This is a genomic window from Tenacibaculum discolor, assembly GCF_003664185.1.
GTDB lineage: Bacteria > Bacteroidota > Bacteroidia > Flavobacteriales > Flavobacteriaceae > Polaribacter > Polaribacter discolor.
The window spans coordinates 219,392-242,792 of sequence record NZ_RCCS01000004.1 but is presented as its reverse complement, the minus strand read 5'-3'; the positions used below and the strand labels follow the sequence as shown (position 1 = coordinate 242,792).

Annotated in this window: 30 protein-coding genes; 27 read left to right on the top strand and 3 right to left on the bottom strand. The window is 36.3% G+C overall.

Annotated elements, in window-relative coordinates:
- Positions 1 to 2: 2 nt before the first annotated feature.
- The 3 genes from C8N27_RS01610 (at position 3) to C8N27_RS01600 (ending at position 2,937) form a co-directional block, all read left to right on the top strand.
- Positions 3 to 1,703, top strand: a complete 1,701-nt coding sequence (locus C8N27_RS01610; RefSeq protein ID WP_121146021.1) for an efflux RND transporter periplasmic adaptor subunit — start codon at positions 3 to 5, stop codon at positions 1,701 to 1,703.
- Positions 1,704 to 1,716: 13 nt separating this feature from the next.
- Positions 1,717 to 2,160: a heavy-metal-associated domain-containing protein gene (locus C8N27_RS01605; RefSeq protein WP_121146019.1), complete on the top strand. Its 444-nt coding sequence runs from the start codon at positions 1,717 to 1,719 to the stop codon at positions 2,158 to 2,160.
- 198 nt (positions 2,161 to 2,358) lie between these two features.
- On the top strand, positions 2,359 to 2,937 hold the full coding sequence (locus C8N27_RS01600) for a YdeI/OmpD-associated family protein (protein WP_208639297.1): 579 nt from the start codon (positions 2,359 to 2,361) through the stop codon (positions 2,935 to 2,937).
- Positions 2,938 to 3,020: 83 nt separating this feature from the next.
- Here the strand turns inward: C8N27_RS01600 and C8N27_RS01595 are convergent, their stop codons facing one another.
- Positions 3,021 to 3,473, bottom strand: a complete 453-nt coding sequence (locus C8N27_RS01595) for a carboxymuconolactone decarboxylase family protein (protein WP_099216041.1) — start codon at positions 3,471 to 3,473, stop codon at positions 3,021 to 3,023.
- A gap of 378 nt (positions 3,474 to 3,851) precedes the next feature.
- Here C8N27_RS01595 and C8N27_RS01590 point away from each other — a divergent pair, with 378 nt between their 5' ends.
- Positions 3,852 to 5,162 carry a tyrosine-type recombinase/integrase gene (locus tag C8N27_RS01590; protein WP_121146016.1) on the top strand — a complete coding sequence of 437 codons (1,311 nt, stop codon included), beginning with the start codon at positions 3,852 to 3,854 and terminating at the stop codon, positions 5,160 to 5,162.
- A gap of 2 nt (positions 5,163 to 5,164) precedes the next feature.
- Here C8N27_RS01590 and C8N27_RS01585 read toward each other — a convergent pair whose 3' ends face one another.
- Positions 5,165 to 5,878 (bottom strand): hypothetical protein, encoded by a 714-nt coding sequence (locus tag C8N27_RS01585; RefSeq protein ID WP_121146014.1) that lies wholly within the window; start codon positions 5,876 to 5,878, stop codon positions 5,165 to 5,167.
- Between the two features lie 163 nt (positions 5,879 to 6,041).
- Between C8N27_RS01585 and C8N27_RS01580 the strand changes: the two genes are divergently transcribed.
- The 23 genes from C8N27_RS01580 to C8N27_RS01480 all read left to right on the top strand — a co-directional run bounded on the left by C8N27_RS01580 (position 6,042) and on the right by C8N27_RS01480 (position 22,498).
- Positions 6,042 to 6,269 carry a helix-turn-helix domain-containing protein gene (locus C8N27_RS01580; protein ID WP_099214612.1) on the top strand — a complete coding sequence of 76 codons (228 nt, stop codon included), beginning with the start codon at positions 6,042 to 6,044 and terminating at the stop codon, positions 6,267 to 6,269.
- 191 nt (positions 6,270 to 6,460) lie between these two features.
- The gene (locus C8N27_RS01575; protein WP_121146011.1) at positions 6,461 to 8,299 is read left to right on the top strand and encodes a hypothetical protein; all 1,839 of its coding nucleotides are present in this window, start codon (positions 6,461 to 6,463) and stop codon (positions 8,297 to 8,299) included.
- 3 nt (positions 8,300 to 8,302) lie between these two features.
- Positions 8,303 to 8,611 carry a hypothetical protein gene (locus tag C8N27_RS15785; RefSeq protein ID WP_147431692.1) on the top strand — a complete coding sequence of 103 codons (309 nt, stop codon included), beginning with the start codon at positions 8,303 to 8,305 and terminating at the stop codon, positions 8,609 to 8,611.
- Positions 8,612 to 8,750: 139 nt separating this feature from the next.
- Entirely contained in the window at positions 8,751 to 8,897 is a 147-nt protein-coding gene (locus C8N27_RS15825; protein WP_164506734.1) for a hypothetical protein, read from the top strand.
- Positions 8,869 to 9,486 (top strand): hypothetical protein, encoded by a 618-nt coding sequence (locus C8N27_RS01570; protein WP_121146009.1) that lies wholly within the window; start codon positions 8,869 to 8,871, stop codon positions 9,484 to 9,486. Before C8N27_RS15825 ends, C8N27_RS01570 begins: the two co-directional genes overlap by 29 nt.
- A 17-nt stretch (positions 9,487 to 9,503) precedes the next feature.
- Positions 9,504 to 9,692 carry a hypothetical protein gene (locus C8N27_RS01565; protein ID WP_121146007.1) on the top strand — a complete coding sequence of 63 codons (189 nt, stop codon included), beginning with the start codon at positions 9,504 to 9,506 and terminating at the stop codon, positions 9,690 to 9,692.
- Positions 9,693 to 10,000: 308 nt separating this feature from the next.
- A complete protein-coding gene (locus tag C8N27_RS01560) occupies positions 10,001 to 11,269 on the top strand; it encodes a chloride channel protein (RefSeq protein ID WP_121146005.1) in 1,269 nt (422 codons plus the stop codon).
- 146 nt (positions 11,270 to 11,415) lie between these two features.
- Complete coding sequence (locus C8N27_RS01555; protein WP_121146003.1) at positions 11,416 to 12,975, top strand: hypothetical protein; 1,560 nt, start codon at positions 11,416 to 11,418, stop codon at positions 12,973 to 12,975.
- Positions 12,976 to 12,981: 6 nt separating this feature from the next.
- Positions 12,982 to 13,692, top strand: coding sequence for a hypothetical protein (locus tag C8N27_RS01550; protein ID WP_121146001.1), 711 nt, complete (start codon positions 12,982 to 12,984; stop codon positions 13,690 to 13,692).
- Positions 13,693 to 13,700: 8 nt separating this feature from the next.
- A complete protein-coding gene (locus tag C8N27_RS01545; protein WP_147431691.1) occupies positions 13,701 to 14,123 on the top strand; it encodes a hypothetical protein in 423 nt (140 codons plus the stop codon).
- A 3-nt stretch (positions 14,124 to 14,126) separates the two neighbouring features.
- On the top strand, positions 14,127 to 14,552 hold the full coding sequence (locus C8N27_RS01540; RefSeq protein ID WP_147431690.1) for a hypothetical protein: 426 nt from the start codon (positions 14,127 to 14,129) through the stop codon (positions 14,550 to 14,552).
- A gap of 117 nt (positions 14,553 to 14,669) precedes the next feature.
- A complete protein-coding gene (locus C8N27_RS01535) occupies positions 14,670 to 15,257 on the top strand; it encodes a hypothetical protein (protein WP_121145994.1) in 588 nt (195 codons plus the stop codon).
- Positions 15,258 to 15,320: 63 nt separating this feature from the next.
- Positions 15,321 to 15,746: a hypothetical protein gene (locus C8N27_RS01530; RefSeq protein WP_147431689.1), complete on the top strand. Its 426-nt coding sequence runs from the start codon at positions 15,321 to 15,323 to the stop codon at positions 15,744 to 15,746.
- 2 nt (positions 15,747 to 15,748) lie between these two features.
- Complete coding sequence (locus tag C8N27_RS01525) at positions 15,749 to 16,048, top strand: hypothetical protein (RefSeq protein WP_121145989.1); 300 nt, start codon at positions 15,749 to 15,751, stop codon at positions 16,046 to 16,048.
- A complete protein-coding gene (locus tag C8N27_RS01520; protein WP_121145987.1) occupies positions 16,041 to 16,859 on the top strand; it encodes a hypothetical protein in 819 nt (272 codons plus the stop codon). Before C8N27_RS01525 ends, C8N27_RS01520 begins: the two co-directional genes overlap by 8 nt.
- A 96-nt stretch (positions 16,860 to 16,955) precedes the next feature.
- Positions 16,956 to 17,612: a hypothetical protein gene (locus C8N27_RS01515; RefSeq protein WP_121145985.1), complete on the top strand. Its 657-nt coding sequence runs from the start codon at positions 16,956 to 16,958 to the stop codon at positions 17,610 to 17,612.
- 22 nt (positions 17,613 to 17,634) lie between these two features.
- A complete protein-coding gene (locus C8N27_RS01510) occupies positions 17,635 to 18,114 on the top strand; it encodes a carboxypeptidase-like regulatory domain-containing protein (protein WP_121145983.1) in 480 nt (159 codons plus the stop codon).
- Positions 18,114 to 18,461 carry a hypothetical protein gene (locus C8N27_RS01505; RefSeq protein ID WP_121145981.1) on the top strand — a complete coding sequence of 116 codons (348 nt, stop codon included), beginning with the start codon at positions 18,114 to 18,116 and terminating at the stop codon, positions 18,459 to 18,461. Before C8N27_RS01510 ends, C8N27_RS01505 begins: the two co-directional genes overlap by 1 nt.
- Positions 18,445 to 18,939: a hypothetical protein gene (locus C8N27_RS01500; RefSeq protein ID WP_121145979.1), complete on the top strand. Its 495-nt coding sequence runs from the start codon at positions 18,445 to 18,447 to the stop codon at positions 18,937 to 18,939. Before C8N27_RS01505 ends, C8N27_RS01500 begins: the two co-directional genes overlap by 17 nt.
- Positions 18,940 to 18,947: 8 nt before the next feature.
- Positions 18,948 to 19,430, top strand: coding sequence for a hypothetical protein (locus C8N27_RS01495; protein WP_121145977.1), 483 nt, complete (start codon positions 18,948 to 18,950; stop codon positions 19,428 to 19,430).
- A 24-nt stretch (positions 19,431 to 19,454) separates the two neighbouring features.
- Positions 19,455 to 20,018 (top strand): glycoside hydrolase family 108 protein, encoded by a 564-nt coding sequence (locus tag C8N27_RS01490; protein ID WP_121145975.1) that lies wholly within the window; start codon positions 19,455 to 19,457, stop codon positions 20,016 to 20,018.
- A 78-nt stretch (positions 20,019 to 20,096) separates the two neighbouring features.
- Positions 20,097 to 20,534 carry a hypothetical protein gene (locus C8N27_RS01485; protein ID WP_121145973.1) on the top strand — a complete coding sequence of 146 codons (438 nt, stop codon included), beginning with the start codon at positions 20,097 to 20,099 and terminating at the stop codon, positions 20,532 to 20,534.
- Positions 20,535 to 20,575: 41 nt separating this feature from the next.
- Complete coding sequence (locus C8N27_RS01480) at positions 20,576 to 22,498, top strand: ArdC family protein (RefSeq protein WP_121145971.1); 1,923 nt, start codon at positions 20,576 to 20,578, stop codon at positions 22,496 to 22,498.
- A gap of 214 nt (positions 22,499 to 22,712) precedes the next feature.
- Here C8N27_RS01480 and C8N27_RS01475 read toward each other — a convergent pair whose 3' ends face one another.
- Positions 22,713 to 23,372 (bottom strand): hypothetical protein, encoded by a 660-nt coding sequence (locus tag C8N27_RS01475; protein ID WP_121145969.1) that lies wholly within the window; start codon positions 23,370 to 23,372, stop codon positions 22,713 to 22,715.
- Positions 23,373 to 23,401 lie beyond the last annotated feature (29 nt).

The following is a 23,401-nucleotide window of genomic DNA, read 5'->3' as shown; positions in this document are numbered from 1 at the left end:
AGATGAAAAAATATATAACATACATAGCAATTTTAATAGCTGGGGTATTTTTAGGATGGCTACTTTTTGGAGGTTCTTCAAATGGTAAGGCAGCGCATAATCATACTACAGAAGAAAAAGGTAAAATGTGGACCTGTTCTATGCATCCACAAATTATGCAACCAGAACCAGGGGATTGTCCTATTTGTGGAATGGATTTAATCCCTGCGGAAGCAGGAGCTGAAGGACTAGTTGCAAATCAGTTCAAATTAACTAAAAATGCAATGGCATTGGCTAATGTACAAACGACTGTGATTGGTAATGCTATAAGTGCAGATAATACAATTACACTATCCGGAAAAATAGCAGAAAACGAAAAATCAAATGCGGTGCAGGTAAGCTATTTTGCAGGAAGGATAGAACGTTTAAAGGTGAATTTTACAGGAGAGAAAATAAGAAAAGGTCAGTTGTTAGCAACGGTATATTCTCCAGAATTGGTAAAAGCACAACAAGAATTGTTAACAGCAGCTTCAGTAAAAGAAAATCAACCAGCATTGTACAATGCAGTTAGAAATAAATTGAAACTATGGAAGCTTTCTGAAAATCAAATCAATCAAATAGAGAAAACAGGAAAAGTAAAAGAAAACTTTCCTGTATATGCTACGGTTTCTGGTACAGTATCTGAAAAACTAGTTGAGCAAGGTGATTATGTAAGTCAGGGACAAGCATTACTAAAAATAGCCAATTTGAATTCAGTATGGGCAAATTTTGATGTGTATGAAAATCAAATCAGTAACTTTAAAGTAGGTCAAGACATATCAATTACTACAAATGCCTATCCTAATGAAACTTTCAAAGCAAAAGTTTCGTTTATAAACCCTGTATTAAATCAAGAAACTCGAACAGTAACTATGCGTGCTGTACTAAACAATAGTAAAGGGAAGTTTAAACCAGCCATGTTTGTTACAGGAAAAGTGGAAGCTACAGAGAAACAGACAAAGGAACAATTAAGTATTCCTGCAACAGCAGTATTATGGACAGGAAAGCGTTCAGTTGTATATGTAAAACCCGATGAAAGTAAACCAGTTTTTGAAATGCGAGAAGTAGTATTAGGTGGAAAAGCAGGAGACAACTATCAAGTGGAAAAAGGGTTAAAGTCAGGAGAAGAAATTGTTACGAATGGAATATTTACCATAGACGCTTCAGCACAATTGCAAGGAAAAAAGTCAATGATGAATCATACAAAAGAAATTATAGAATCTTTTAGTACTCCTAAAGCATTTAAAGAGCAATTACAAAAAGCTTATGATGGATATATAGGCTTAAAAGACGCTTTAGTAAAAACTGATGCAAATGCAGCCAAAACAAGTGCAGAAAACTTACAAAAAGAGTTAACGTTAGTTGATATGAAGTTGTTAACTAACGAAGAAGCTCACAAACAGTGGATGCAATTAATTCCCGCATTAAAGTCAAGTAACATAGAAATAGCAAAAACAACAGATGTAGATACACAACGAAAGTATTTTAAAGTGTTATCAGAGCATTTTATTATGGCAGTTCAATCTTTCGGGATAAATGAGGTTACCTATAAACAATACTGTCCTATGGCTGATAGTGATAAAGGAGCTTATTGGTTAAGTAAAGAAAAACAAGTGTTAAATCCGTATTTTGGCGATATGATGTTAAAATGTGGTGAAGTAAAAGAAACAATTAATAATAATTAAATATCAATTCAAAATGAAAAAAGTAATCTTAGGAGTAGCTATGTTGGCTACTATTGGTTTAGTAAGTTGTAAAAACGAAGCTAAAAAAGAAACAGAAACAAAAGAAGTACAAACAGAGCAAACTACTAAAGAAGTAGCAATGACTGACGCAACTTTTGGAGTAAGAGGTAACTGTGGAATGTGTAAAAACACAATTGAAAAGGCAGTAAATGGTGTTGATGGAGTAGCATCGGCAGAATGGGATAAATTAAGAAAGCAAATCAACGTATCGTTTGATGATTCTAAGACTAATTTAGATGCTATTCATAACGCAATTGCAGCATCTGGTTACGATACTGATAAAGTAGCTAGTAGTGAAGAAGCTTATGGAAACTTACCAGGATGTTGTCAATACGATCACAATATGGAAATGAGTTTAAAAGGTGATGTAAAAGCAGACGAAACGTCTAATCACTAATTTTTAAAAAAGTGTAACGATATACTTCGTTACACTTTTTTGTTCTATCACTTTAGTATTAATACAGTGTATGTAGTTTTTTTGTTAGAAAAATATCTTTGCATAAAAAGATTAAGTCGAAAAAGAAATCTTGTAAAATATTCTTGATTATCAGTTTTTTATTGTTTTATATTTGTGTTTGTAGAAATAAAAAAGAAAATGGAAAAAGTAGATAAGTACATAGAAAACATAAAAAATTGGAAAGAAGAAACAAAGCTGTTACGACAAATTTGTTTGGATTGTGGTCTTGAAGAAGATTTTAAATGGAAGCATCCTTGTTATACTTTTCAAGGAAAAAATATTGTGTTAATTCATGGTTTTAAAGATTATTGTGCATTACTTTTTTATAAAGGAGCTCTGTTAAAAGATACTGACGGAATTTTAATTCAACAGACAGAAAATGTGCAATCTGCTCGTCAAATTAGGTTTACTAAACCAGAAGAGGTTGTTGATTTAGCATCAACTATTAAAACCTATGTTTTCGAAGCGATAGAAGTTGAAAAAGCAGGTTTAAAAGTAAAAACTAAGAAGACTTCAGAATTTGAAATGGTAAGTGAATTTAAAGAAGTGTTACAAGAAAACTCAGATATAAAAATAGCTTTCGAATCCCTAACACCAGGAAGGCAAAGAAGTTACTTACTATATTTTTCTCAAGCTAAGCAATCAAAAACACGTTTGTCAAGAATAGAGAAATCAATAACAAAAATGATCCAAGGAAAGGGTCATAATGAAAGATAACAAACAAAGCTACCCAAAAAGAGTAGCTTTGAATTTAGATGAAAACTAAATAAATTAATGTTGTTGCAAAGTCTTGTTATAGACTATTTAACATTAGTGTAAGAGTGAAACATTTGTGTAGAAACAGCAATACGATTCCAAATATTAATTTCTCCTATTTGCATAATAATTTGTGCTATTTCGTTATCGGTAAAGTACTCTTTAAGTTTTTGGAAGGTGTTTTCTGTTAACCCATTATTACTTATTAGTGTTACTTCATCAGTAGCAGATAACAATGCTTTTTCTTTTTCGGAAAATAAAGGAGATTCTTTCCATGCACTCAAAGCAAAAATTCTGTTTTGCTCTTCTCCATTTTTAAGAGCCTCCGCAGTATGCATCTCGATACAATAAGCACAGGTATTAATTTGAGAAGCCCTTATTTTTATGAGATTTTTACTCTTTTTTGAAAGAGTTGATGTTTCAAGATATTTAAAAATTCCTAAAACAGCATTGTAAGCGTTGGGTTCTAACTCTTGAATGTTTAGTCTTTGTTTCATAATTTTAAATTTTATAAACCAAAGGTATTATTCCTCGTAAAGTTAAAACTTAAGCTAGTTTAATAAAGGTGAGATTACATGTTTTAAGATAAAGAAATATTGTTAAGTTAGTAAAACTCTGTGGTTTTAATCTTAAAACGTTTATAACATAAATATAAAAACAAAACCCTGTTAGAAATCTAACAGGGTTTTTGTGACCTCGGCAGGATTACATTTTGTTGTTTTGTTTTGTGTGCGTTTTTTCAAAACCTACATATTTTATAGTGCTTTAGGCGTTTTGTTGTTTCTTGTTGTTTTCAAAAAAATAAAAAAAATACATTTTTTCTTACCACGATATTTACCACTATTGTATCTTTGGGGTAAGTAAAAAAACAAAAAATGTATTTCTATTTAAAAGAACCTAAGTCAGAAAAAGAGACACTGATAATTATTCAATTTTATGTAAAGAGCGAAAAGGCTATTTTCAAATATTCAACTGGCGAAAAAATTAATCCTGAGAATTGGGATTTTGAAAACAGACTACCAAAATCCAAAAAAGGAATCGGTGGAGCGAAGTTAAAAAAAATAACTTCCAATATTATGCGCTATGATACCTTTTTGGAACGATTGATTGATAACTGTAAAATCAATACTACACCTCTAACTCGAAAGTTTTTAAAAACAGAGTTTGACAAACATTTCAAGAAAAAGGTTGCAGCAGAAAAAAAAGGATTTGAATACCTAACTGATTTTATCGATGATTTTCTTATCAAAGCCCCTAACCTTATCAATCGCTCCACAAAACGAAATTATACAGCAGACAAGATAAAGCACTATAAAAAAACAAACAATCGATTAAAAGAGTTTGAAACTTACAGGCGTTCAAAAATCAAAATAAACAAGTTTGATATTGTTGTCTATGATGCCTTGGTACACTACCTCACGGATAACAAAAAATACTCGGTCAACTATACAGGAGACTTAATAAAAAACATCAAAAAATTGCTTAAAGTAGCTGATGTAGAATTTGGTTACGATGTTCATAAGGATTATGAACGAAGTGAGTTTTCTGTTATCAAAGAAGAAAGTGTATCAATAGCACTAAATGAAAAAGAAATTGACAGACTTTTTAATCACGATTTTTCCAACGATGAAAAATTAGAAAATTGTAGAGATATGGCTATTATTGGTCTTTGGACAGGGTTAAGAGTCTCTGACTTTCTTAACTTACCTCAAATCAATACGGATGATAAATTTATCACTGTACAACCTAAAAAGACAAAAAATTCGTCAGGGGTTAAAGTAGTGATTCCTCTACACCATCAAATTAAAGAAGTCATTAACAAAAGAGGCATGCCTAGAATGATTACCGATGTAAAATTCAATGAGTATATAAAAATAGTTTGTAAACGAGTTGGGTTTACTGATAAGGTAAAAGGTTCACTCATGGTTAAAGATGAAAAGACAGACATCTATCGTAAAAAAGTAGATATGTACCCTAAATATAAATTGGTAAGCTCACACACTTGCCGTAGGTCTTTTGCAACGAATTTATACAAGATGAACTTTCCTACACTTTCTATCATGAAAATTACTGGACACTCTTCTGAAAAAAGTTTTTTATCATACATTAAAGTTACTCCTACAGAACATGCAGAGAAACTACTCAATCACTGGAATGAATATTACAGTCAAAAAGGAGTTGATTAAATTTAAAACGTTCTTTTAATTACTTTAAAAATTTGATACACCTCATTAAGGTCTAACTCAAAATCTGAATACTCGGGACTATTATTTCTACTATGGCAAATAATCGTCCCGTTTTCTTTATCCAGTCCGATAATATCCTTGTGAAAAACATTGTGCTTAGAAAGAATAATCCATCCGTATAAAGTAGGATTGAATCCGTCCATCCAATGATGGCGTCCAAGTTCTCTACCCAACACCAAAGCTCTGTTAGGTGTATCATTAATTCCTCCCCCGTTCATACTATCATTTTTAGTTCTAAATGCTTCGTAATTACCACGACCGTACTTTTCTACATTAAAAGTTACTTCCTCCCATTCATAAATTACATTTGCATCATCCAAGGTTTCTAAAAAAGAAGAATAGGCATCAAAAGGAATCAATCGTGTAGTTACGTTAAAACTACCATCAGGTTTTTCCACAAAAACATTCCCATTTGCATTCACCATAATATCCTTGTTGACAAGCTCTCCCTCTCCTGTAAGCAAATACATATAATTAATCTCTTTATATCTATTAGTAATCGCTTTGGCAAGCTTTGGGCTTATTTTACTTCTTCCATTTCTTACATAGTAGATACGAGAATTGCTATTGTCTCCAATCTCTACTGATAAGCGGTTTGCTTTGATTCCTAAATGGTCTAATAACTCCTGTAAAATTTCCGAGCTGGTTTTCAACATCTTATCAATTTTTTTAAATTATTTTGTCCACAATTTGTTTTAAAAGTTGACAATTGATTTTATTTTTGCGCCGTAATTGTCCACAAATATAACAATTAACGATAGATTATTGGTGTTTGTGAGCAAAAAATAAAAAGTAGCACAAAAACTTAAAAAATTGAATATGACCCAAGCAGACTTATTAAAAGTAAACCTTAAAGCCTTAACCATTTTTAATGCCAATGATACCATGCTTACCGTAGATGGTTGCGCAAAATATTTAAAGGTACATCCTAACACGGTTAAAAACCGCATCCATAAAAATACCATTCAAGCAATCTTTCAAGACGGTAAATACCATATCCCAAAAATTCAATTCTTAGAAAAGATAGTAGAGAGTTTTGAACAATAACCATGAAAAAGAAAGCGCAAGAAAAACGCAAAGACACCACAGCGATAAGTAAGCACTTATTGTAAGTAGCTCACAACATTCAAGTTGTGGGTTACTTTTTTAAAACAAAAAACGGTTAGTCGTCACTAACCGTTAAAAATTGCTATGAAAAAAGTTCTGCAAGAACGCAGAACTTTAAGAACCTCGAATATATGAAAAAAAACAATACATCACTAACAAAAATAGGATTGTACAATCAAAAAGTACATGAATATTTACAAGGCACAACGTTGGATGCCATCACCCAACTAACCATTAAGCTATTTAAAGACAATGCGCAGCGCAATAAGCTGAACGATGCGCAATACAACAAAGCTGTAGAGGAATTTAATACCCAACACGGTTATTTGCTTTTAAAAAAGGGAAAAGAGTATGAAAAAGCGACAAGCAAGCACTACAACTATATCAACTATCCTTTTTTAGATAGAAGCGCAATGAAAAGTACGATGGATAACTACCGTCAATATGTACATAGTTATAATCAGCAAGCTATAGAATACAACAAAACCATAGCTGAGTATAACAAAACGGTTATAACTCCTAACACTCCAAGGCTAGCTCAAAAGGTTGCAGACTTTACAAAGAAACACCGTAGTGAATTTGCAAACACCTACAACAAGGCTGTAGTAAAATTCAATGCGCAAAAAAACGCAAACTATATCGCAAAAAAGCGCAAACCAACTATCAAGTACACCACCGAGCTTTTATTTAATGTCTTGATAGGCTTTTATATCGCCCAATTAAAACAACGCAATTCATATCTCTTAGAAATGAATCGTCCAACCAGTGTATTAAAAAATGCCTTACCAAAGCTAACCATAGACCACCGCAAATTAGCGACACATACCATCGCAGAGATACCAAGACTTGCTATTTGCAAAAAAACAGCGCAAAACCACATCAAACGCCTTAGAGAAGCAAACATTTTAATCAACTATACATATACCAACCAATACAAACCCATAACCGTTAATTTCCACCCTGAAATTCTAACAATTTTAGACGGAAATCCACCAAAACCCAAAAGAATTGAAAACCAATTTTTTAAACAGGAGAACTGGAAAGAATTACCAGATAATAATGATACTACTAGAACCTTTTTATTAAAAGAAAAAGAAATAAAAGACTGTGTAAATAACACAGGATTCCAAAAGGAAGAATTTAGATGTCCTGCGGACGGCTTCTACAAGAACACCACAGTGATAAGTAAGAAAACAACAACTCGCCCGCGCCAAACTTCCGAAGCAGTCAAAGCCCTATTGCCTGATTTTTTAAAGCAAGAAAAAACAAGCCAAGGCACAAACAGCCCGCTTACGCATAATTTTCTAGCTCGATTGCAAGACGATAGAGAACTAGCGCAAGAACTAGCAGACGGTGTGTATGATAGTTACAAAGGATTGCGTTATGACTATTTGCAAAAAATAGAACTCTACGCAAATGTAACGACTGAAGAATTTAAGGCAGTTTTACTACAAGATTGTATCAAAACATCTGCAAAACTTTGGAAACAGCACAATGTCTATGTAGGCGAATGGAAAAAAGCCATCAATTACCTAAACAACGAACTATTTACAAACATCACTCAAAAGACAACCCTGATTCAAAAGCTCAAAGAATACCGTTGGAAACTGGAGTTTGCCCGCAAGTGGTTTATCAAATCACAAGTAACCGCATTGTATCCCTCGTTGTATTTTGATAAAACACGTACCCAAACCCATGAAATAGGCTTTTTCGGACTACACAAAGTTTGGAAAACCCATGTGAAGTATCAGGAACGAAAGGCAATAGAAAAAGCGCAACGACAAACGCAACAAAACGCAAGAAAGCGCAAAGCGACCTATCAAAAGAAAATTACAACAGCCATCAAGAAATATGAAAAAGGCAATTATACGGCAAAACAGCTATATACCTATGTACAAACCAACCTACCACATAGCTATCTATCTGCATTGCCCTCTATGGTACACTATAACAATCAAAACAGAATCTAAAAAATGAGCAAAAAAGAAAACCGATGCCATTGCGGAACAGGACACAAAATCACTTGTCCTAAATGTAGCAAGCTTAAAATGGTTATCCTCTTAAAAAATGGGAATAGTCATTTAAAGTATAAAACAAGCCATACCACCTATGCAAACCCTGTTTGGTATAACCATTTGAGTAAAAATAGTAAAACTATCAACACCTTAATCAATAGCATGTACAAACGATTTCAAAAGTCCAAATACGTAGAAGCTACCAATCAGCTTATGTTTTTTGACAATCAAACCAAACAACATATCACGACAATAGTAACCACATAAGAAAAAAAACAAAGCATCAACCAACACAGAAAAAGGGTTTGTAGTATGAGACTGAAACTCTGAAACCCCGAAATACCCATTAAGCTCGCCAGTAAATCAGTCTATCGTTGGGAGATCAGAATTAGATAAAAAATAAGCAATGAACAGTTATCAAAAATGGTGTGAACTCCAAGAAGAAAAGCAGTATTGGAAGACGCAAGAAAAACGCAATAAAGCGCAAGGAAACGCAAAAAGAGAAGTACAATTAAAAAAAGAACATGAAAATACAACAATCAGCAAATGGTAATATAGTTATCACAGGAACATCAGGAGCGATAGAACACATTTTACCCACAATAACTATTCACAAACACCCGAGATACCCTAACGAAGCAATACTAATCACCCACAATACCAATTACAAAGACGAACAACAAGGCATTACCATACTCGCAAGAAACGTAACTAATGTAAACGATACGAGATTTTATGGAAATGCACAGAGTTTAAAAAGTATGTTAGAAAACGAATTAGTATTACAAGGAGGAACAAGGGAAACCCCACCCAAAACCAAAGAACAAGACCCGATGTATGTCGCTTACTTACAAGCCAACACTTACGAAAAGCTGTTAAGTTTTGTTAAGGAACATCAAGACAATATCGGAGGAAAAAGACACCATGAAGACGGAAGAATAAGCGAAGAAGAATTTTTTTGTCAGTTTGAAACATTTATCATTCGAGTAACCCTGCGTTACTACTACAAGCTAGACAATCAAAGCCTTATCAATTACATTCTAATGTCAGGAAGCACCAGTTACGTACACGAACCCAAAAAGGTATATGTGTATGATGGCAACAATACCATTACAGGGTATGTCTATGAGAAAGCCTATTAGCAGTAAACACATAAACAATGACCGCTATTTACAGTAAAAAGAAACTATTTGAAAAATACTATTACCTACCAGAGAGAGAAATGCGAGTAACGATTAATGAGATTATCGCAGAGATACGCCATTTACCTTTTGAGGTAGCCAAACATAAAAAGAAGCTACGCCCAAGTGAAGTACGAAGATTTTTAGAAGTATATGATTTAGTATAGAAAAAGTAAAGAAAATTAATTTAAAAACGATTAAGTATGTTGCAATCAGTTTTTGAGAATTTTTTACAATGTTATAAGTTAAAGGCAATAACATTTATAAACTCAACGTTACTAATCATTAATAAAAATGTACAGACAAATATGGGGACAAATCACTGTACAAAAAAAAGGAGTATTCATATATTGAATGCTCTTTTTGTTTTCCTGAAAAAGCTATAAGAAGACAAAGGTTAAACTATTTTTTATAATATTATTATATGAGTTAGTTTATATCATATAACTTTACCGCGCAAAATAAATAAAGTACGGTGAAATTAAAACAACGAAGAAAACTAGTTACATATCTAAATATTTTAGACCAACCTATTCGATTCAATCCTTTTGTTTTTAGTCGGTCATTTTTATTATGGGCTCTTCTTGGATTAATAGGCGGAGTGATAGCGGGTATTTATTGGATTGGGCTTGAGTTTTTGACTCATAGTTTAGCTTTTTTTAGTGGTTGGCAGGTTATTCCTCTAATGGCAATTTGTGGGTTTTTAGCAGGATTGGTAATTCACTTTATAGGAGACCCAGGAGAAATACACTTAATTGTAAATAACATTAGATTTAATAAAGGAAAACTTGACCCCAAAAACAATCCCTCAATGATACTTTCCTCTTTATTATGTGTTGCATCAGGGGGTAGTCTTGGACCAGAAGCACCTTTAGTACAAGTAACAGGCTCAACAGGAACTTGGATAGGAAAATTATTTCGATTGAAAGGAGAAGAATTAAGGTCATTAAGTATTGCGGGTATGGCATCGGGTTTTACAGCATTGTTTGGCGCTCCATTGGGAGGAAGTTTATTCTCATTAGAAATACTACATCATAAACACGCTGTTGAATATTATAGAGCAATTATACCTGCATTTGTAGCAAGCTGTTTCAGTTATTTAGTCTTTGCTTTAATCATTCATTTGGGACTTGGTCCAATATGGGATTTATCTGCTTATGAGTATTCGGGACTTTTTGATTTTGGTTACGCTGTTTTATTTGCTATAGTTGGTGCTACATTTGGATGGGGATTTATTTTTTGTGTCAAATTTTTCAAATCTATATTTGAAAAAAGACCGTTACCCATTTATATCAGGACTCTAATAGGAGGACTTTTACTCGGGATTATAGCATTTTACTTTCCTATAACACGATATTTTGGACATCATGAGATTAATGAACTCCTTTCAGGCAATTTTTCTTTGACTTTATTACTAGCTATTTTAATTTTTAAAATTATAGCCATTTCAATAACTGTAACATCAGGTTGGAGAGGAGGGTTTATCATTCCTTTGTTTTTTGTAGGAGCAACACTAGGATTAATTATTCATCAATTATTCCCAACAATGAATTTGACATTAGCAATAGTTAGCTGTATGGCAGCTATTAATGCTTGTGTAACGAGAACCCCAATGAGTACCACAATTTTATTAGCTACCCTAACAGGGTTCGGACACTTTGTTCCAATCCTCTTTGCTAGCTTAACAGGTTACTTTTTAGCTCCAAAAATACCTTTTATAGGTTCGCAAATGGAGGAAGAATAAAAAGCCATTTCATGTATTAATCCCTCCCAAATCTTACCCAATCCTTCCAAAAGTTAGCTAATTACAGCATAACTTAGCGAAGCCTTTCAAACCCTGACTCCCCACAAAACACTTCAAGTACTTTTGACTCAGCAAAAGAAAAAGAAGTGAATCCCGAGGCAATTAATACCATCTTATACAGACCCATCCAAAAAGGAAGTACATACGACAAGTTACTTCCAAAAAGCGACTGTAGTAGTGTAAAAATTGCCAACGGAGACACCAAGGTAGCAATTGAAAGTATGGCATTGTGGGTATATAAATACCAACATCACACCCAAAAGCTATCCCAAGAAAAATTTGCAAACCACCCCTTACAAAAATTATGCAAGGAGCTACACAAGTTTTTGTATCAGCATCTTCAATATAAGATAGATACCTACGACCAATTATTACGTAGCCCCGCCTGTGCTTGGGCGACTCGCTCACAGGGATTGGATTGCAAAAGTTATAGCATTTTCGCAAGCAGTGTGTTATTAAATTGTGGGGTTACACACTACTTGCGACGAGTTATACAACAAGAGGGAGAGGGTTATAGTCATGTATATGTGATAGTCCCAAAAAATCAACACACATTTGACGTAAACGACGGGTACTATACCATAGACGGAACCTTACAAACATTCAAAGAACAGGACATACACCAATCTGACGATGTATTAATGACCCCAAAGACCCAAGGCTTATCAGGAGCTATAGTTGCAGCTATTGGTAGTGAACTAGCTAAAGGCGTCGGACAATTAGTGAACTATGCCGTGAGTGAATTCATACAAGAAATGAACTCCTGTAGTGGTTCGTATTACGATGCCTCAGTAGTAGAACTTAAAATCAGACGTGATTTACGAGACAAGCTACAACAAAAAATTACCCAATTAGGCGAAGCTATCACTTTTAGAAACCGTGCAAGGACACAACACTTGTTCAACGAAATCTTCAAAGAAGTAGACTTAGGCATTGCCCATTTACGCAACGAAACCGCCTATAGTTCTTATGAACATTGCGACGGAGAAACCCTAGCCCATGCGCTAGCCTTTGCGGAAAAATTAAAAACATTTATCGATAATTTTTTCGAAGAATTTAAAAAGCATGCTCCCTATTTCAAGGTAGAAGAATTTATCAAGTCAGCCAATGTGAACAGTAGAACACTCTATTTTGTGGTAGAGAATGAAACCAACCCCATCGTAGCCGACTACCGCTTTATTGTGGTACGAAAAGAAATATCCACCTATGGACTAGACCCGATATTTCCATTTGAAGCCAATGCAGAACAATGGTTAGTAAACAACCTAGCCCATTTACAAAAAACCTATAACGACGGACGGGAAAAAAGCTATGAAAAAGAAATAACCCCACTCTTAGAAAAAGTAAAAGCCTTACGAGCCAAAGCACATTTAGGCGGAGAAATGCTGTATTATTTCGAACAACCCTTACAACGAGAACTCTACAAAGTATGGTTGCGATACGATGCAAACTACACCCAGTACCTAAAAGAAGAAGCTCAAAACACACGTACCGCTAATGAATTAGCCCTACGAGACTATCAAGAACGCTTTAAAAAAAACGTGGCAGAAGACCAACAAGCCAAAAAGCGCAAACGATTAAAAATCCAAGTAGGTATTGGCGCAGCAGCCTCCGCCTTGCTCGTATTGTTTTTACAAAAAAAATAAAAAGTTATGAATGAAGAATTTGACACCATAGGCACGCATGTTCCGTATGGGCTGTATGGTTGGTTCGACGGCTTTTGTCCCTCCAATGGAATTGCCAGTCGATTGAACAACCAAGCCAAAGGCGTATGGGCGCAAAAAGCCGAATGGGACAACAAATACAAGGCACTCCAAAACGGACGACAAGCCGCCGAATGGGAAAGCCTTAAAAAAGAAGTACGGCGCTTAGAACAAGCCATAAAAACCGAACAACAACAATTAGCCCAAGAAGAAGGCATCGCCGATGCGTTAGGCTTAGGCGCTTGGTGTAACGGCGCAGTCTCCAAAAGAAAAAAAGCCGAAGAAAGTTTGCGCAATGCAGAAAAGTCCCTAGGACATATCAAAGGCGCTTTTCAAACCTTGGAACGTCAACAGACCCAAGGTATCAAAGAAGCCAATGCAGTCATTAAAGCAAACCAACAAAAACTCAATGCCATTAAACAAAGCATTGTCCAAGTCAAACAAAAAATTGCAAAGTATAAAGCAGAAAGAGACCATGAAAAAGCCCAAGCAGCTAATGCGACACCCGCCGAGGTCAGCAACGCCAACAAGAAACGCATTGCAGGAATCGCCAAAGAAAACGCACCGCTGATATTAGGAGGTATTGCACTGTTAGGCGCAGTCGTCTATCTCAATAAAAGAAGTCCAACCCACAAAACGGTGAAGTCCGTAAGTGTATAAAACTAAGAATGATGAATTTGTTACAAACACACCTATTGCTTGCCGAACAAGAAGAAGCCTTAGAAAGCCAAGCACTTTCTAAACTACAGGCAAGCGGACTTCATGGATTTTGGGACGGAGCGAACCTGATGGGGATAATCAATACCGTTGGCGGAACATGGTCGCAAATAGAACAAGCCCGAAACGGAAAACCAGTCTATGTACAACAAGCCAATGGAGAAACCAAGGACATTGCCCCGATGCTAATAGCCAAGTTAGAACAACAAGCACAAGCACAGCAAACCTCGGTCGACAACTTGGTAAAAATGATGCAGCTACAATTACAAACACAACAAGCCCCTAAAAAAGACAACACGCTGTTGTATGTAGGAGTTGGAGCAGGCATACTCGTATTGTTAGGAGGCATGTACGTAATGACACAAAAAAAATAAACGATGAGAAAAGAATCAATAGAAAACTCGGTAGTCAGTTTGCTAAGTATGAGTGCAGGCGCAATGCTTTCACGTGTAACCGCTAAAAAGCTACCGATGCAAAACACCAAGCTCAAAAAAGGCATGTTAGCCTTGGCAGGCGTCGTAGGCGCAGCCTATTTAGACAGGAAAACCACAGGCAAAGCCATTGCACAAGACATGGCAATGGGAACCGCCGTCACCCAAACAGGCGAACTCGTCAAAGAACTGTTGGATGAAAAGTTACAAAACAACCCGCTATTACATTCCGCTTTAGGATCTCCTTATGACAATTGGAACGAACCCTTTGCGCTAGATAGCACCGACTTTTTATCAAGTTACACCAGTCCTAACTACGATGGAATTTCCGAAGATATTTCCTACGAAACCGTAGAAGATTTTAATAGTTAAAAAAAAACAAAAATAGCCTCGAAAAAAGAACGAGGTATTCAGTGAAACCAAAACCAGTAGATACAAACGTATCAAAGTAATGCTAAAGCTCACTTAGTGAGAAAAAAAAAGAAAAAGATGAATTTTTTAAGAAACGAAGAACCTTATTTACGAGTAACCGAGTATTTAAAATACAAGAACTCCAAACGCAAAGAAAACGAAAAGTGGAACATTAGTGCGATGAAGCCCATGCCAAGCTTTTTATACGCCAACAAAAAAGTAGATGTAGGCGGTACAGTGTCCCTGTTAACAGGTTCGTCAGTAGCCAAAAGAGGCGTGACCAATTTTGATGGGAACTCCCTAGTCAAAGGACGTGTCTTTGTAGCCAATGGCATCACGTTTAAATGCGCCATTGACGATGCCAACAAACCAGAGCAAGACATTGCCTATAGCATTGCCAAAGTTCCAAATACCTTAATGCAATCGATGGTTGTAGTCAAGCAAAAAAACGAAATCCTGATTGAACTACCGATTTGTGACATTTTAGGCGCTACCGAAAGCGGTAACCACTATTTCAAATTAGGCTCATTTGCCCTGTTAGAAGACGACACCATTACCGAAATCGAAATCCAATACCCAGAAGGTGCAAAAATCACGTTAGAAGACGGAAAAGCCCTGTTCGCTTCTGCACGCTTATCAGGATTTGCCACCTATCAAAAACGCTAAGCTCATTTTTATAACCACACTTTGCGCTTGTCTTAGCGCAAAGTGTTACCACAAGTACCAAAGATGAAAAAGATATACAAACGCATAAAAATCAACAAAGACCTTTTAAAGACCAATCTTCCCCCAGAAGAACTCTTACAAAATGAGGTCAGCGACACCATTCCAACAGGAAAAGTAATCGGAGTGTATTTTATCTCCTATATGCCCCCTATGGATACAGGTATGCCCACAGGAGAAACCATGTCGAGATTAGTTCCTTTCGGGATTTCTCAAACAGACATTACCCTGAAAGACAGTAGAGGACACTTGCTAACGGAGACCACGGACATCAAAGACTATGAACACAAAAGCGGAGGCTATAACGAGGGCTTTAAAGAGCTTGACTTTGAAAGCAAAAACGAACGAGTAACTATCAGTTGGGAAACCCTAGGAAGCAGACCCATTTGTGGCGAGTTCATTTTTGAGATAGAAGCCCCTAACCAGTGCTAAGAATGAAAACCATATACCACAGCGAACAGTTTACCGATGATTTTGAGATAAACTTTTCCGAGAAGAACGATTGTAAAGGCGTTGTAAAGCTCGAGGTACACCCACACGAGCTAAGCGTTCCTTTGCTTATCAAAGACGGTTCAGGACAGCGAATCACTGCCCAAGCCCCCTTTGTAGTAAACACCAATCATCCAATTGTAGACGGCTTGATACGCTTTGAATTTTCAGAATACCCAGCACTCACAGCCGTACAAACAACACCCTTTAAAAAAGCCATAGTAAGGTATTTATATTGTGAATAATCAATTATCGAACATCGTAGAAAACCACCTAAAAGGAGGAAGCAATCATGTCATCAAGGTATCGAGTAACGGCGTAAAACTTGTCAAGTCTACTTCTGCACAGAAGTACGCCTTTACCTTAGAAGATATTGAAAGCAAATACGGTTCGATAGCCCAATTTTTACAAGCCTTACCCGAAAAAGGATTTAGCGGAGCGGTGGTCTTTACCCTACAAAAAACCTATACCAAGGATGGCAAAACCACCTATCACACGCTACAAACACTCACAGAAAAATTAACCCAAGATATGAATGCTACCGACCCCACCACTGCCTTTTTAGGAGCGCCAGAGCTGATGGCAAAGATGGTACAAGCAGAACGTTCGGCAGACTATAAAGAACAAGTACAAGAGCTAAAAGAAACTGTCAAAGACCTGCGTTCCCGCAACCGAGTATTAGAAGAAACCAATAGCTCACTTACTATTAAGTTGGAGACAGCAAAAGAACGAGAAGAACTCAGAGTCGAGCGAGAACTGCTGAAGAAAAAAAGCTTTTTAGAAACGCCCGCCTTTGAAAAGACGATGGAAACCTTGGGCGGGATGCTTCCTAAAATCTTAGAAGCTTCAGGAGGCAACGCCGTAGGACACCCGAGTCAGTTAGCAAGTCCGAATGTTTCGCCCATACAAAAAGCCTTTGTACAAAAGCTTCCCACTGCCACTGACGAACAAGTGATGTTTTTTAACTATTTGCTTGACAACTGGCAAGAAGATTTAATCACACAAGTAGCACAGATTATCGAACAACAACAAGAACACCATGAAGATACAAACTAAAAAAGAAGCTATCGCCCAATTAGAAAAATTACCAGAAAAAGTATTGATACGCCTAGCAGAACTATCCAGTCATAAAGAAGCACAAAGCTACTTTGCATGTCCGATAAAATACGGCGCAGTCAAGAGCTTTTTAAGGTAGAAAGCAACAACAAGATACAGGAGAAAAAAAAAGCGATGAAAAAGAAAACAAGTGTATCGAAAGTTGCCACCCGAAACAACGCTAAAAAAGCGGTAAGCAAAGCCAACGAAGCCAGTGCCTTTTTACTAGCCAACAAACCGCTACTGCTAGTAGCAGGCGGAAGTGTCGTAGCGTATTTCCTATACAAAAGACTCAAACAATCAGCCGATGCGGTAACCGAAGTCTTTCAAGACGTAGCGAACGACCATATCGAAGCAGACCTACACATCAATACAGGAAAGCTAAGCATAGACAAAGAACAAGCGAAGATTTTAGCCAAGTCCTTACTAGATGCTTTTAACGACACCGCTTTTGGACTTCCTGCCACCGATGAAGCCAAAGTAAAACAAGTCTTTGACAAATTACAAACAGGCGATGACTTTAGGCTCGTGTATAAAATCTTTGGCAGAAGAAAACGGATGGGAGGCAAAACCCCAACAGTATGGCTCGATAAAAAGCTTGCAGACGATTACGATTTAATCTACTGGCTTAAAGCAGAGATTTCAGAGACGTGGGACAGGCAACTATATCACCAAATTAAACAACGAGTACAAAGCGCAGACATGCCCTTTTAAACAAAAAAAATGAAAAAGAACAATGGAAGCAAGTTTACCAATTTACGGGTTGGCATGTCCCGACACCCAACAAGCTCAAGAAGAATTTGACACGAAAAAAAATTGCGGATGTACGATGAATACAACAGCACAACAATTAATCAGCGGAATCATTATCAATGGAAGCACAGGAAAACCCTTTGAAGCAGGGCTAGTCAATGTGTACAATACCCAAACCAAAAAAGGAACAACGCCCGATGCAAACGGAGCATTTCAATTGTATGCCAGTCCTACCGATGTGATACACATTTCCTTTGTGGGCTATGATACCCTACAAATAGTAGCCTCAAAACTACCTGCCACCATCACCTTGCAGGAAAGCTCGGAACTACTATCAGAAGTAGTGATAACCGCTAATAAGAAAGGAGATAACAACTATATCTATGCCAGTATGGGACTGCTAGGCTTACTGTTTGTCTATGCGATTGCCAAGGATAAGAAAAAAAATAAAACGACGACCTAATGGAATTTATACTCATGCACTGGGAAAAAATTACAGGCATCTTAGGGATGGTTTTTTCCTTTTTCGCAGGCTTTAAAATGCGGAAGATACGCCACCAAGAAGCTAAAAACCTAGCCCTAGAAAGACGCTACAAAGCCGATTTACAAAAGCTAGAGAATTACAAACGAGCCTTTGACATCAATGCAGAAATGATAGAAAGCATTAAAAGTGATTTTATGGCTCGTATCGGTTCACTACATCAGTATATCGAACAATTAGAACACATGAACACAAAGCTACACAGTATTGTAGCCAAGCAACAAAAAGAACTCGACAAATACATCACAAAATATGGAAAAGACATTTAAAATACTCAGTGTTGTTTTACTGCTACTGATTACAGGATGTAGGACAATCAAACACAGTAAGACACATAGTTTAGAAACCCAAGTGGATAGTGTCTATGTACAAAAAGACAGCGTACACAGCATCACTATCAATAGCGCTATTCAAGACAAAATATTTATAAAGGTTGCCACTGGAGATACCTTACTAGACAGCCTAGTCAATCAAAAATTACAACACTTTACCAGTAGCAAACAAAGCGGTACAAACAGTTATAGCGTTCGCTATGATACCCAAGCCCAAGGATTTGAGATACGCAGTACCATAGGTGCTACCAAGGAAGTGGTTACCAAACAACGGGATAGCATATCAACGAGCCAACACAAAAAGAAAAAACAAGAGGTAAAAGAGCAAACAACAACACACCGATTGCCTTTGTGGGTTTGGGTACTGCTCTTAGTGCTTGCAGGCATGGTCTATGGAATAGTCAAAACAACCTAAAACTAAGAATGAACACAAGAAAGTTATGGGTTGTTGGAACAGGCATTGGCTTGGTAACCCTAACCGCTTTTATCAGCCAAAAGAAAGCCCAACTGACCCGTATTATAGAACAATTACAGTTTCGTGTTTCAGGAATTAGAAATGTGCAGCTCTCATGGCAACACATCGCTTTAGAGCTAGACATACAGCTACGAAACCCAACCCAAGAACATTTGAACATCAATACAGGATTTATAAGCGCAAAAGAGCTACGAGTGTATGAAAAGAAGACAGGGAAACAATTAGCCTTTACCAAGCTGAATACCCACAAAATTAGCATTCCTAGTGGCGGTATGTACCAGTTACCACCCACGCACATTAACCTACCAGTACTCACCGTAGGACAGTTGGTTTTTGAAGAGCTTCAAAAAAAGCAACAGGACTTTATAAAGGCGTTGCGTTTTGAACTGGACGTAGCCAGTTTAGGAAACACACGAACCGTACAATTTTAAAAAAAGAAGAAAAAGAAAAAGAAAATGGCAAGCTATGAAGTATTCAAACCCTCTTTAGAACAAGCAGAGGGCGGGTATCAAAACCTAAAAAACGACAAAGGAAACTACAACTCAAAAAAAGAACGAGTTGGAACCAATCACGGAATTTCCGCTAAATTCTATGAAAAGATACTAGGCAGACCTCCAAGCATCAGCGATATGAAAAGCCTTACCAAAGTAGAAGCCCATATCCTTTTTAAAAATGAGTTTTGGGACAAAATGAGAGCCGATAGCATCCGTAGTCAAGCAGTGGCAGAAATGATAGTAGACCATGCGATAAACGCCAATCCAAGGGTAACCGCAGGTATCGTACAACGCTCATTAAACCGATACTTTGGCAAAAACCTACAGGTAGATTATGTCATAGGATCTAACACTATCAAAGCCATTAACTCAGTAGATGCCAAACAGCTTTTTGAGCGCATAGGAAAAGAACGTCTCGCCTATTACAAACGCTTAAAAGACTACCAATACTTTGCAACGAGTTGGACAGGGAGAGTGTTTGCACTAGCCCATAAGTTTGGGGTTGACCTCAAAAAAAAAAGGTAGCACCGCTACTAGGAAGTATTGCAGGCATAGCCCTTATCAGCTATGTGATATATATAAAAGCTAAAAAGAAAAAATAAGATGAATACCATACAAAAATTTCAAGCCTTAGACGGCAAGGAAGTCAGCCGAAGTACGTTAGAAAGATTAGTAACACAGGCAAAAAAAGAAAACAATACGGAGGTTATTTATAGAGTCTCAAAAATCTTAAACGACCACCCTAAATACACGACGTTTAACATTTCAGTCAAACGATATGCAACAGGACTCAACGCACCAAGACATACAGGAGCTTACAAAGAAGCCTTAACCAGTTGCGGACGTTTGCGCAAAGGATGGCGTTTTATCAAAGGACGTGTAGTCAAAGCAAGCGCTAAAGTACCCAAACCTACTCGAAAAGGATTGGCAGCCCCAAAAAGAAAAGAGGGATTGACCGCTAGTGGACGTTTGAAAAAAGGCTATAAATATGCAAAAGGAGGTAGGATTGTAAAAGCTACCTCAAAAAAAAAAGTGTTGTAGCGCCTGTCACTAAAACCCAACAACCTGCTGAAAATATCCCCTTGGAATTTTTAGCAGGTTTAGACTTCATTCAGGAAGAAGACACCAACACCACAGGACTGAATGCACCTGTAAGCCCCGACCAAATCTATCAGATGATTACGGATAAACTTATCAGTGCTATCAGGAGCGCTAAAGGAACGCCAAAATTGGGATGGGATGATAGCTTTTTAGAAAAAGGCGGGTATCTATCGCCTGTGAGCTTTGCCTCTAAAAAAGCCTATAGAGGAATTAATATCATACTACTAAAAAAAGGCAATCCCTTTGGAGCGTATCAAAACCCTTATTTCTTAACCTTTAAGCAAATACAAGAAGCAAAAGGGAAACTCAAAAAAGGCGCTAAAGGATTAGAGGTAATCTACTTTACCCGCTTGTATAAATTTTCAGATGCTCAAAAAGGACTCGAACACACTACCTATAACAAACAAAAAATGCAAGACTTTTTACAATCGAAAGGCTATGATAAAAGTCATTTTGATTTTCTAGTACAGACCATTCCTATTTTAAAATACTACAAGGTGTTCAACGGAGCAGATATTGAGGGTATTGATTTTGGATTGGACAAATTAACTGCTTTAGAAAAAGCACGCTTAGGCTTTATCGCACCAAGTACGCCTCATAATACGGAAGAAAAGAACCCGATAGCAGAACTTATCATTCAACATTTTCCGAAAGATAGTGCGAAGATAGTACACGGATTTAAAGGAGCGAGTTACAATGTAACACAAGACAAGGTAAAAATGCCTAAGTACGAAGCTTTTTATCAAAGTGTTGACTACTACAGTACGCTATTCCATGAAATGATACACAGCACAGGACACCCAAGCCGATTGAACCGCCCATTTGGAAAACGTTTTGGCGATGTGGTGTATGCTAAGGAAGAACTCATAGCAGAGTTTGGATCGGTGTTTTTATCCGCACAAGCAGGGATTTTATGGAAGACACAAGCAAATCATGCGGACTACCTAAAAAACTGGCAATTGGCGTTACAATTTATGCAAGAAGATACAAAGCTTTTAATGCGTGCAGCTAGTGAGGCACAAAAAGCAGTGGATTATCTCTTACAAGTGGATACCAACAAAGAACCCAAGTTTTACAAAGCACTAGTAAAAAAGAGTCAAAAAGCAATCTCAAAACCAAGGAAAACACCTGCTTTAAACAGACCAGCCAAAAGAGCATCAAAGCCTCAACCCAAAAACAATGTACCAGGGAATCTCAATACAAATTCGGTAGCTTACAAACGAAAGCAATTACGACATAGAACCTTTGAGTATTACCAAATTGAAGATGCCGTACTGGCAAGCTTTTTAGGGAAACTAGAGATAAAAACCAAAGAAAGTTTAGTGATTACCCTAGCAGGGAAACGAGGTTCAAGCAAAACGCACTTTGCGTTTAAGTTTATCAATGTACTAGCTCAAAAATACAAGGTAGGACATGCTTCTATGGAAGAACATCCTGAAAGTGCGTTGTATTGGGACAAAGCGGATATGTATTTTAATGAGGTAGCAGAACGAAACTTGTCCAATCCTGATATTGAAAACCTAGACCAATTAGATAAGCTGATTAGAGACAATGATGTGATTGTGATTGATAGTTTTGCTAAGTTAAAAGAACTGGATAGCAAGTTTGAAATTGACAAAGATTTACGAAAGAAGTACGACGGAAAGTTGTTTTTTATCATCTTTCAACAAACCGCAGATGGTAAAATGAGAGGAGGCTCAAAAAGTGGCTTTGATGGGGATTGTATTTTCTTTACTGAGAAAACAAATCATTACAAGACTAACTTTATTTACACGGATAAAAACCGTTACCAAGACAAGCCACTTGATGAGTTGAAGTACAATATTTATTCAGGGAAACTCGACCCGATTGTCTCTGAAGAAGTGGTTACAGAAAATGTGATGCCGAAAGAGGTGGAGTTTTAGGATATATCCCGCAAGATGATTTACAATCGTTTTGCGGGATTTTTTGTGATATTAAAATGTTTTAAAAAGTGTATATCTCTGTAAAACTAAATCTCCTAATCCTATTAAGAGAGCATAAGAAATAAGATCTAGAAGTATGTACTAAATATGTTAACTAATTTACTAAAAATGACATTTTTTGATTTAATGTAATGTTCTTATTTATTAAGCTTAACTATTTTAATAGAGGTGTTTCCGCTAAATTTTGAAGCCATTTATTAACTCCCTTTTTTTGTTTAATTGAGAGTTTTAAATTATTTATAAGATAATTTTTGATTGGTATTAAAAAACCATCAGCTTTCTCTTCAAGTTTCTGTATTCCTATATTTATCCAAAAAATATAATTATAACATTTTTGAAGGTTTATTAATCTTAAGCTATCAGGAGATTTTTTTTCAATATTTAATATATGATTAATCTGTTTTAAATTTAAAGTTCCTTCCACCAAATAGAAACTATAATATTCTTTCAAAACATTATATGATGTGTTAAAATCTTCTGATAATTTATTTTCTCTTAACTCCAAGTATTCGATAGCTTTTCTATAATTTAAGTCCTTTTCAGTATGTTTTAATGTATTTCGTTCAACAAAATTACTAGAAAGAACACTCTCTTTGTCATTAATAGCTAAAGTATATCTGGTTAAATCAGGTATCAATTTGAGATTATATTTATTGCTTATATTATCCTCAGCACATTTTGGTCCTGAATAAATTTTTTCCTTTGTTTTTTCATCCATTAGAATATATGCTTTCAATGACTTTAAAGGTCTATTACAAAAATGACATGTTTTAGTACCGTCAGTTAAATCCTTTTTTAATGGGCGATATTTCATACACATTGTTTTTATTACGTCTGTTAAGC

Excerpts from the sequence above, each read along its gene's own strand:
- C8N27_RS01610 (WP_121146021.1), top strand. The coding sequence starts at position 3 with ATGAAAAAATATATAACATACATAGCAATTTTAATAGCTGGGGTATTT.
- C8N27_RS01605 (WP_121146019.1), top strand. The coding sequence starts at position 1,717 with ATGAAAAAAGTAATCTTAGGAGTAGCTATGTTGGCTACTATTGGTTTA.
- C8N27_RS01600 (WP_208639297.1), top strand. The coding sequence starts at position 2,359 with ATGGAAAAAGTAGATAAGTACATAGAAAACATAAAAAATTGGAAAGAA.
- C8N27_RS01595 (WP_099216041.1), bottom strand. The coding sequence starts at position 3,473 with ATGAAACAAAGACTAAACATTCAAGAGTTAGAACCCAACGCTTACAAT.
- C8N27_RS01590 (WP_121146016.1), top strand. The coding sequence starts at position 3,852 with ATGTATTTCTATTTAAAAGAACCTAAGTCAGAAAAAGAGACACTGATA.
- C8N27_RS01585 (WP_121146014.1), bottom strand. The coding sequence starts at position 5,878 with ATGTTGAAAACCAGCTCGGAAATTTTACAGGAGTTATTAGACCATTTA.
- C8N27_RS01580 (WP_099214612.1), top strand. The coding sequence starts at position 6,042 with ATGACCCAAGCAGACTTATTAAAAGTAAACCTTAAAGCCTTAACCATT.
- C8N27_RS01575 (WP_121146011.1), top strand. The coding sequence starts at position 6,461 with ATGAAAAAAAACAATACATCACTAACAAAAATAGGATTGTACAATCAA.
- C8N27_RS15785 (WP_147431692.1), top strand. The coding sequence starts at position 8,303 with ATGAGCAAAAAAGAAAACCGATGCCATTGCGGAACAGGACACAAAATC.
- C8N27_RS15825 (WP_164506734.1), top strand. The coding sequence starts at position 8,751 with ATGAACAGTTATCAAAAATGGTGTGAACTCCAAGAAGAAAAGCAGTAT.
- C8N27_RS01570 (WP_121146009.1), top strand. The coding sequence starts at position 8,869 with ATGAAAATACAACAATCAGCAAATGGTAATATAGTTATCACAGGAACA.
- C8N27_RS01565 (WP_121146007.1), top strand. The coding sequence starts at position 9,504 with ATGACCGCTATTTACAGTAAAAAGAAACTATTTGAAAAATACTATTAC.
- C8N27_RS01550 (WP_121146001.1), top strand. The coding sequence starts at position 12,982 with ATGAATGAAGAATTTGACACCATAGGCACGCATGTTCCGTATGGGCTG.
- C8N27_RS01545 (WP_147431691.1), top strand. The coding sequence starts at position 13,701 with ATGATGAATTTGTTACAAACACACCTATTGCTTGCCGAACAAGAAGAA.
- C8N27_RS01540 (WP_147431690.1), top strand. The coding sequence starts at position 14,127 with ATGAGAAAAGAATCAATAGAAAACTCGGTAGTCAGTTTGCTAAGTATG.
- C8N27_RS01535 (WP_121145994.1), top strand. The coding sequence starts at position 14,670 with ATGAATTTTTTAAGAAACGAAGAACCTTATTTACGAGTAACCGAGTAT.
- C8N27_RS01530 (WP_147431689.1), top strand. The coding sequence starts at position 15,321 with ATGAAAAAGATATACAAACGCATAAAAATCAACAAAGACCTTTTAAAG.
- C8N27_RS01525 (WP_121145989.1), top strand. The coding sequence starts at position 15,749 with ATGAAAACCATATACCACAGCGAACAGTTTACCGATGATTTTGAGATA.
- C8N27_RS01515 (WP_121145985.1), top strand. The coding sequence starts at position 16,956 with ATGTCCGATAAAATACGGCGCAGTCAAGAGCTTTTTAAGGTAGAAAGC.
- C8N27_RS01510 (WP_121145983.1), top strand. The coding sequence starts at position 17,635 with ATGGAAGCAAGTTTACCAATTTACGGGTTGGCATGTCCCGACACCCAA.
- C8N27_RS01505 (WP_121145981.1), top strand. The coding sequence starts at position 18,114 with ATGGAATTTATACTCATGCACTGGGAAAAAATTACAGGCATCTTAGGG.
- C8N27_RS01500 (WP_121145979.1), top strand. The coding sequence starts at position 18,445 with ATGGAAAAGACATTTAAAATACTCAGTGTTGTTTTACTGCTACTGATT.
- C8N27_RS01495 (WP_121145977.1), top strand. The coding sequence starts at position 18,948 with ATGAACACAAGAAAGTTATGGGTTGTTGGAACAGGCATTGGCTTGGTA.
- C8N27_RS01490 (WP_121145975.1), top strand. The coding sequence starts at position 19,455 with ATGGCAAGCTATGAAGTATTCAAACCCTCTTTAGAACAAGCAGAGGGC.
- C8N27_RS01485 (WP_121145973.1), top strand. The coding sequence starts at position 20,097 with ATGAATACCATACAAAAATTTCAAGCCTTAGACGGCAAGGAAGTCAGC.
- C8N27_RS01475 (WP_121145969.1), bottom strand. The coding sequence starts at position 23,372 with ATGAAATATCGCCCATTAAAAAAGGATTTAACTGACGGTACTAAAACA.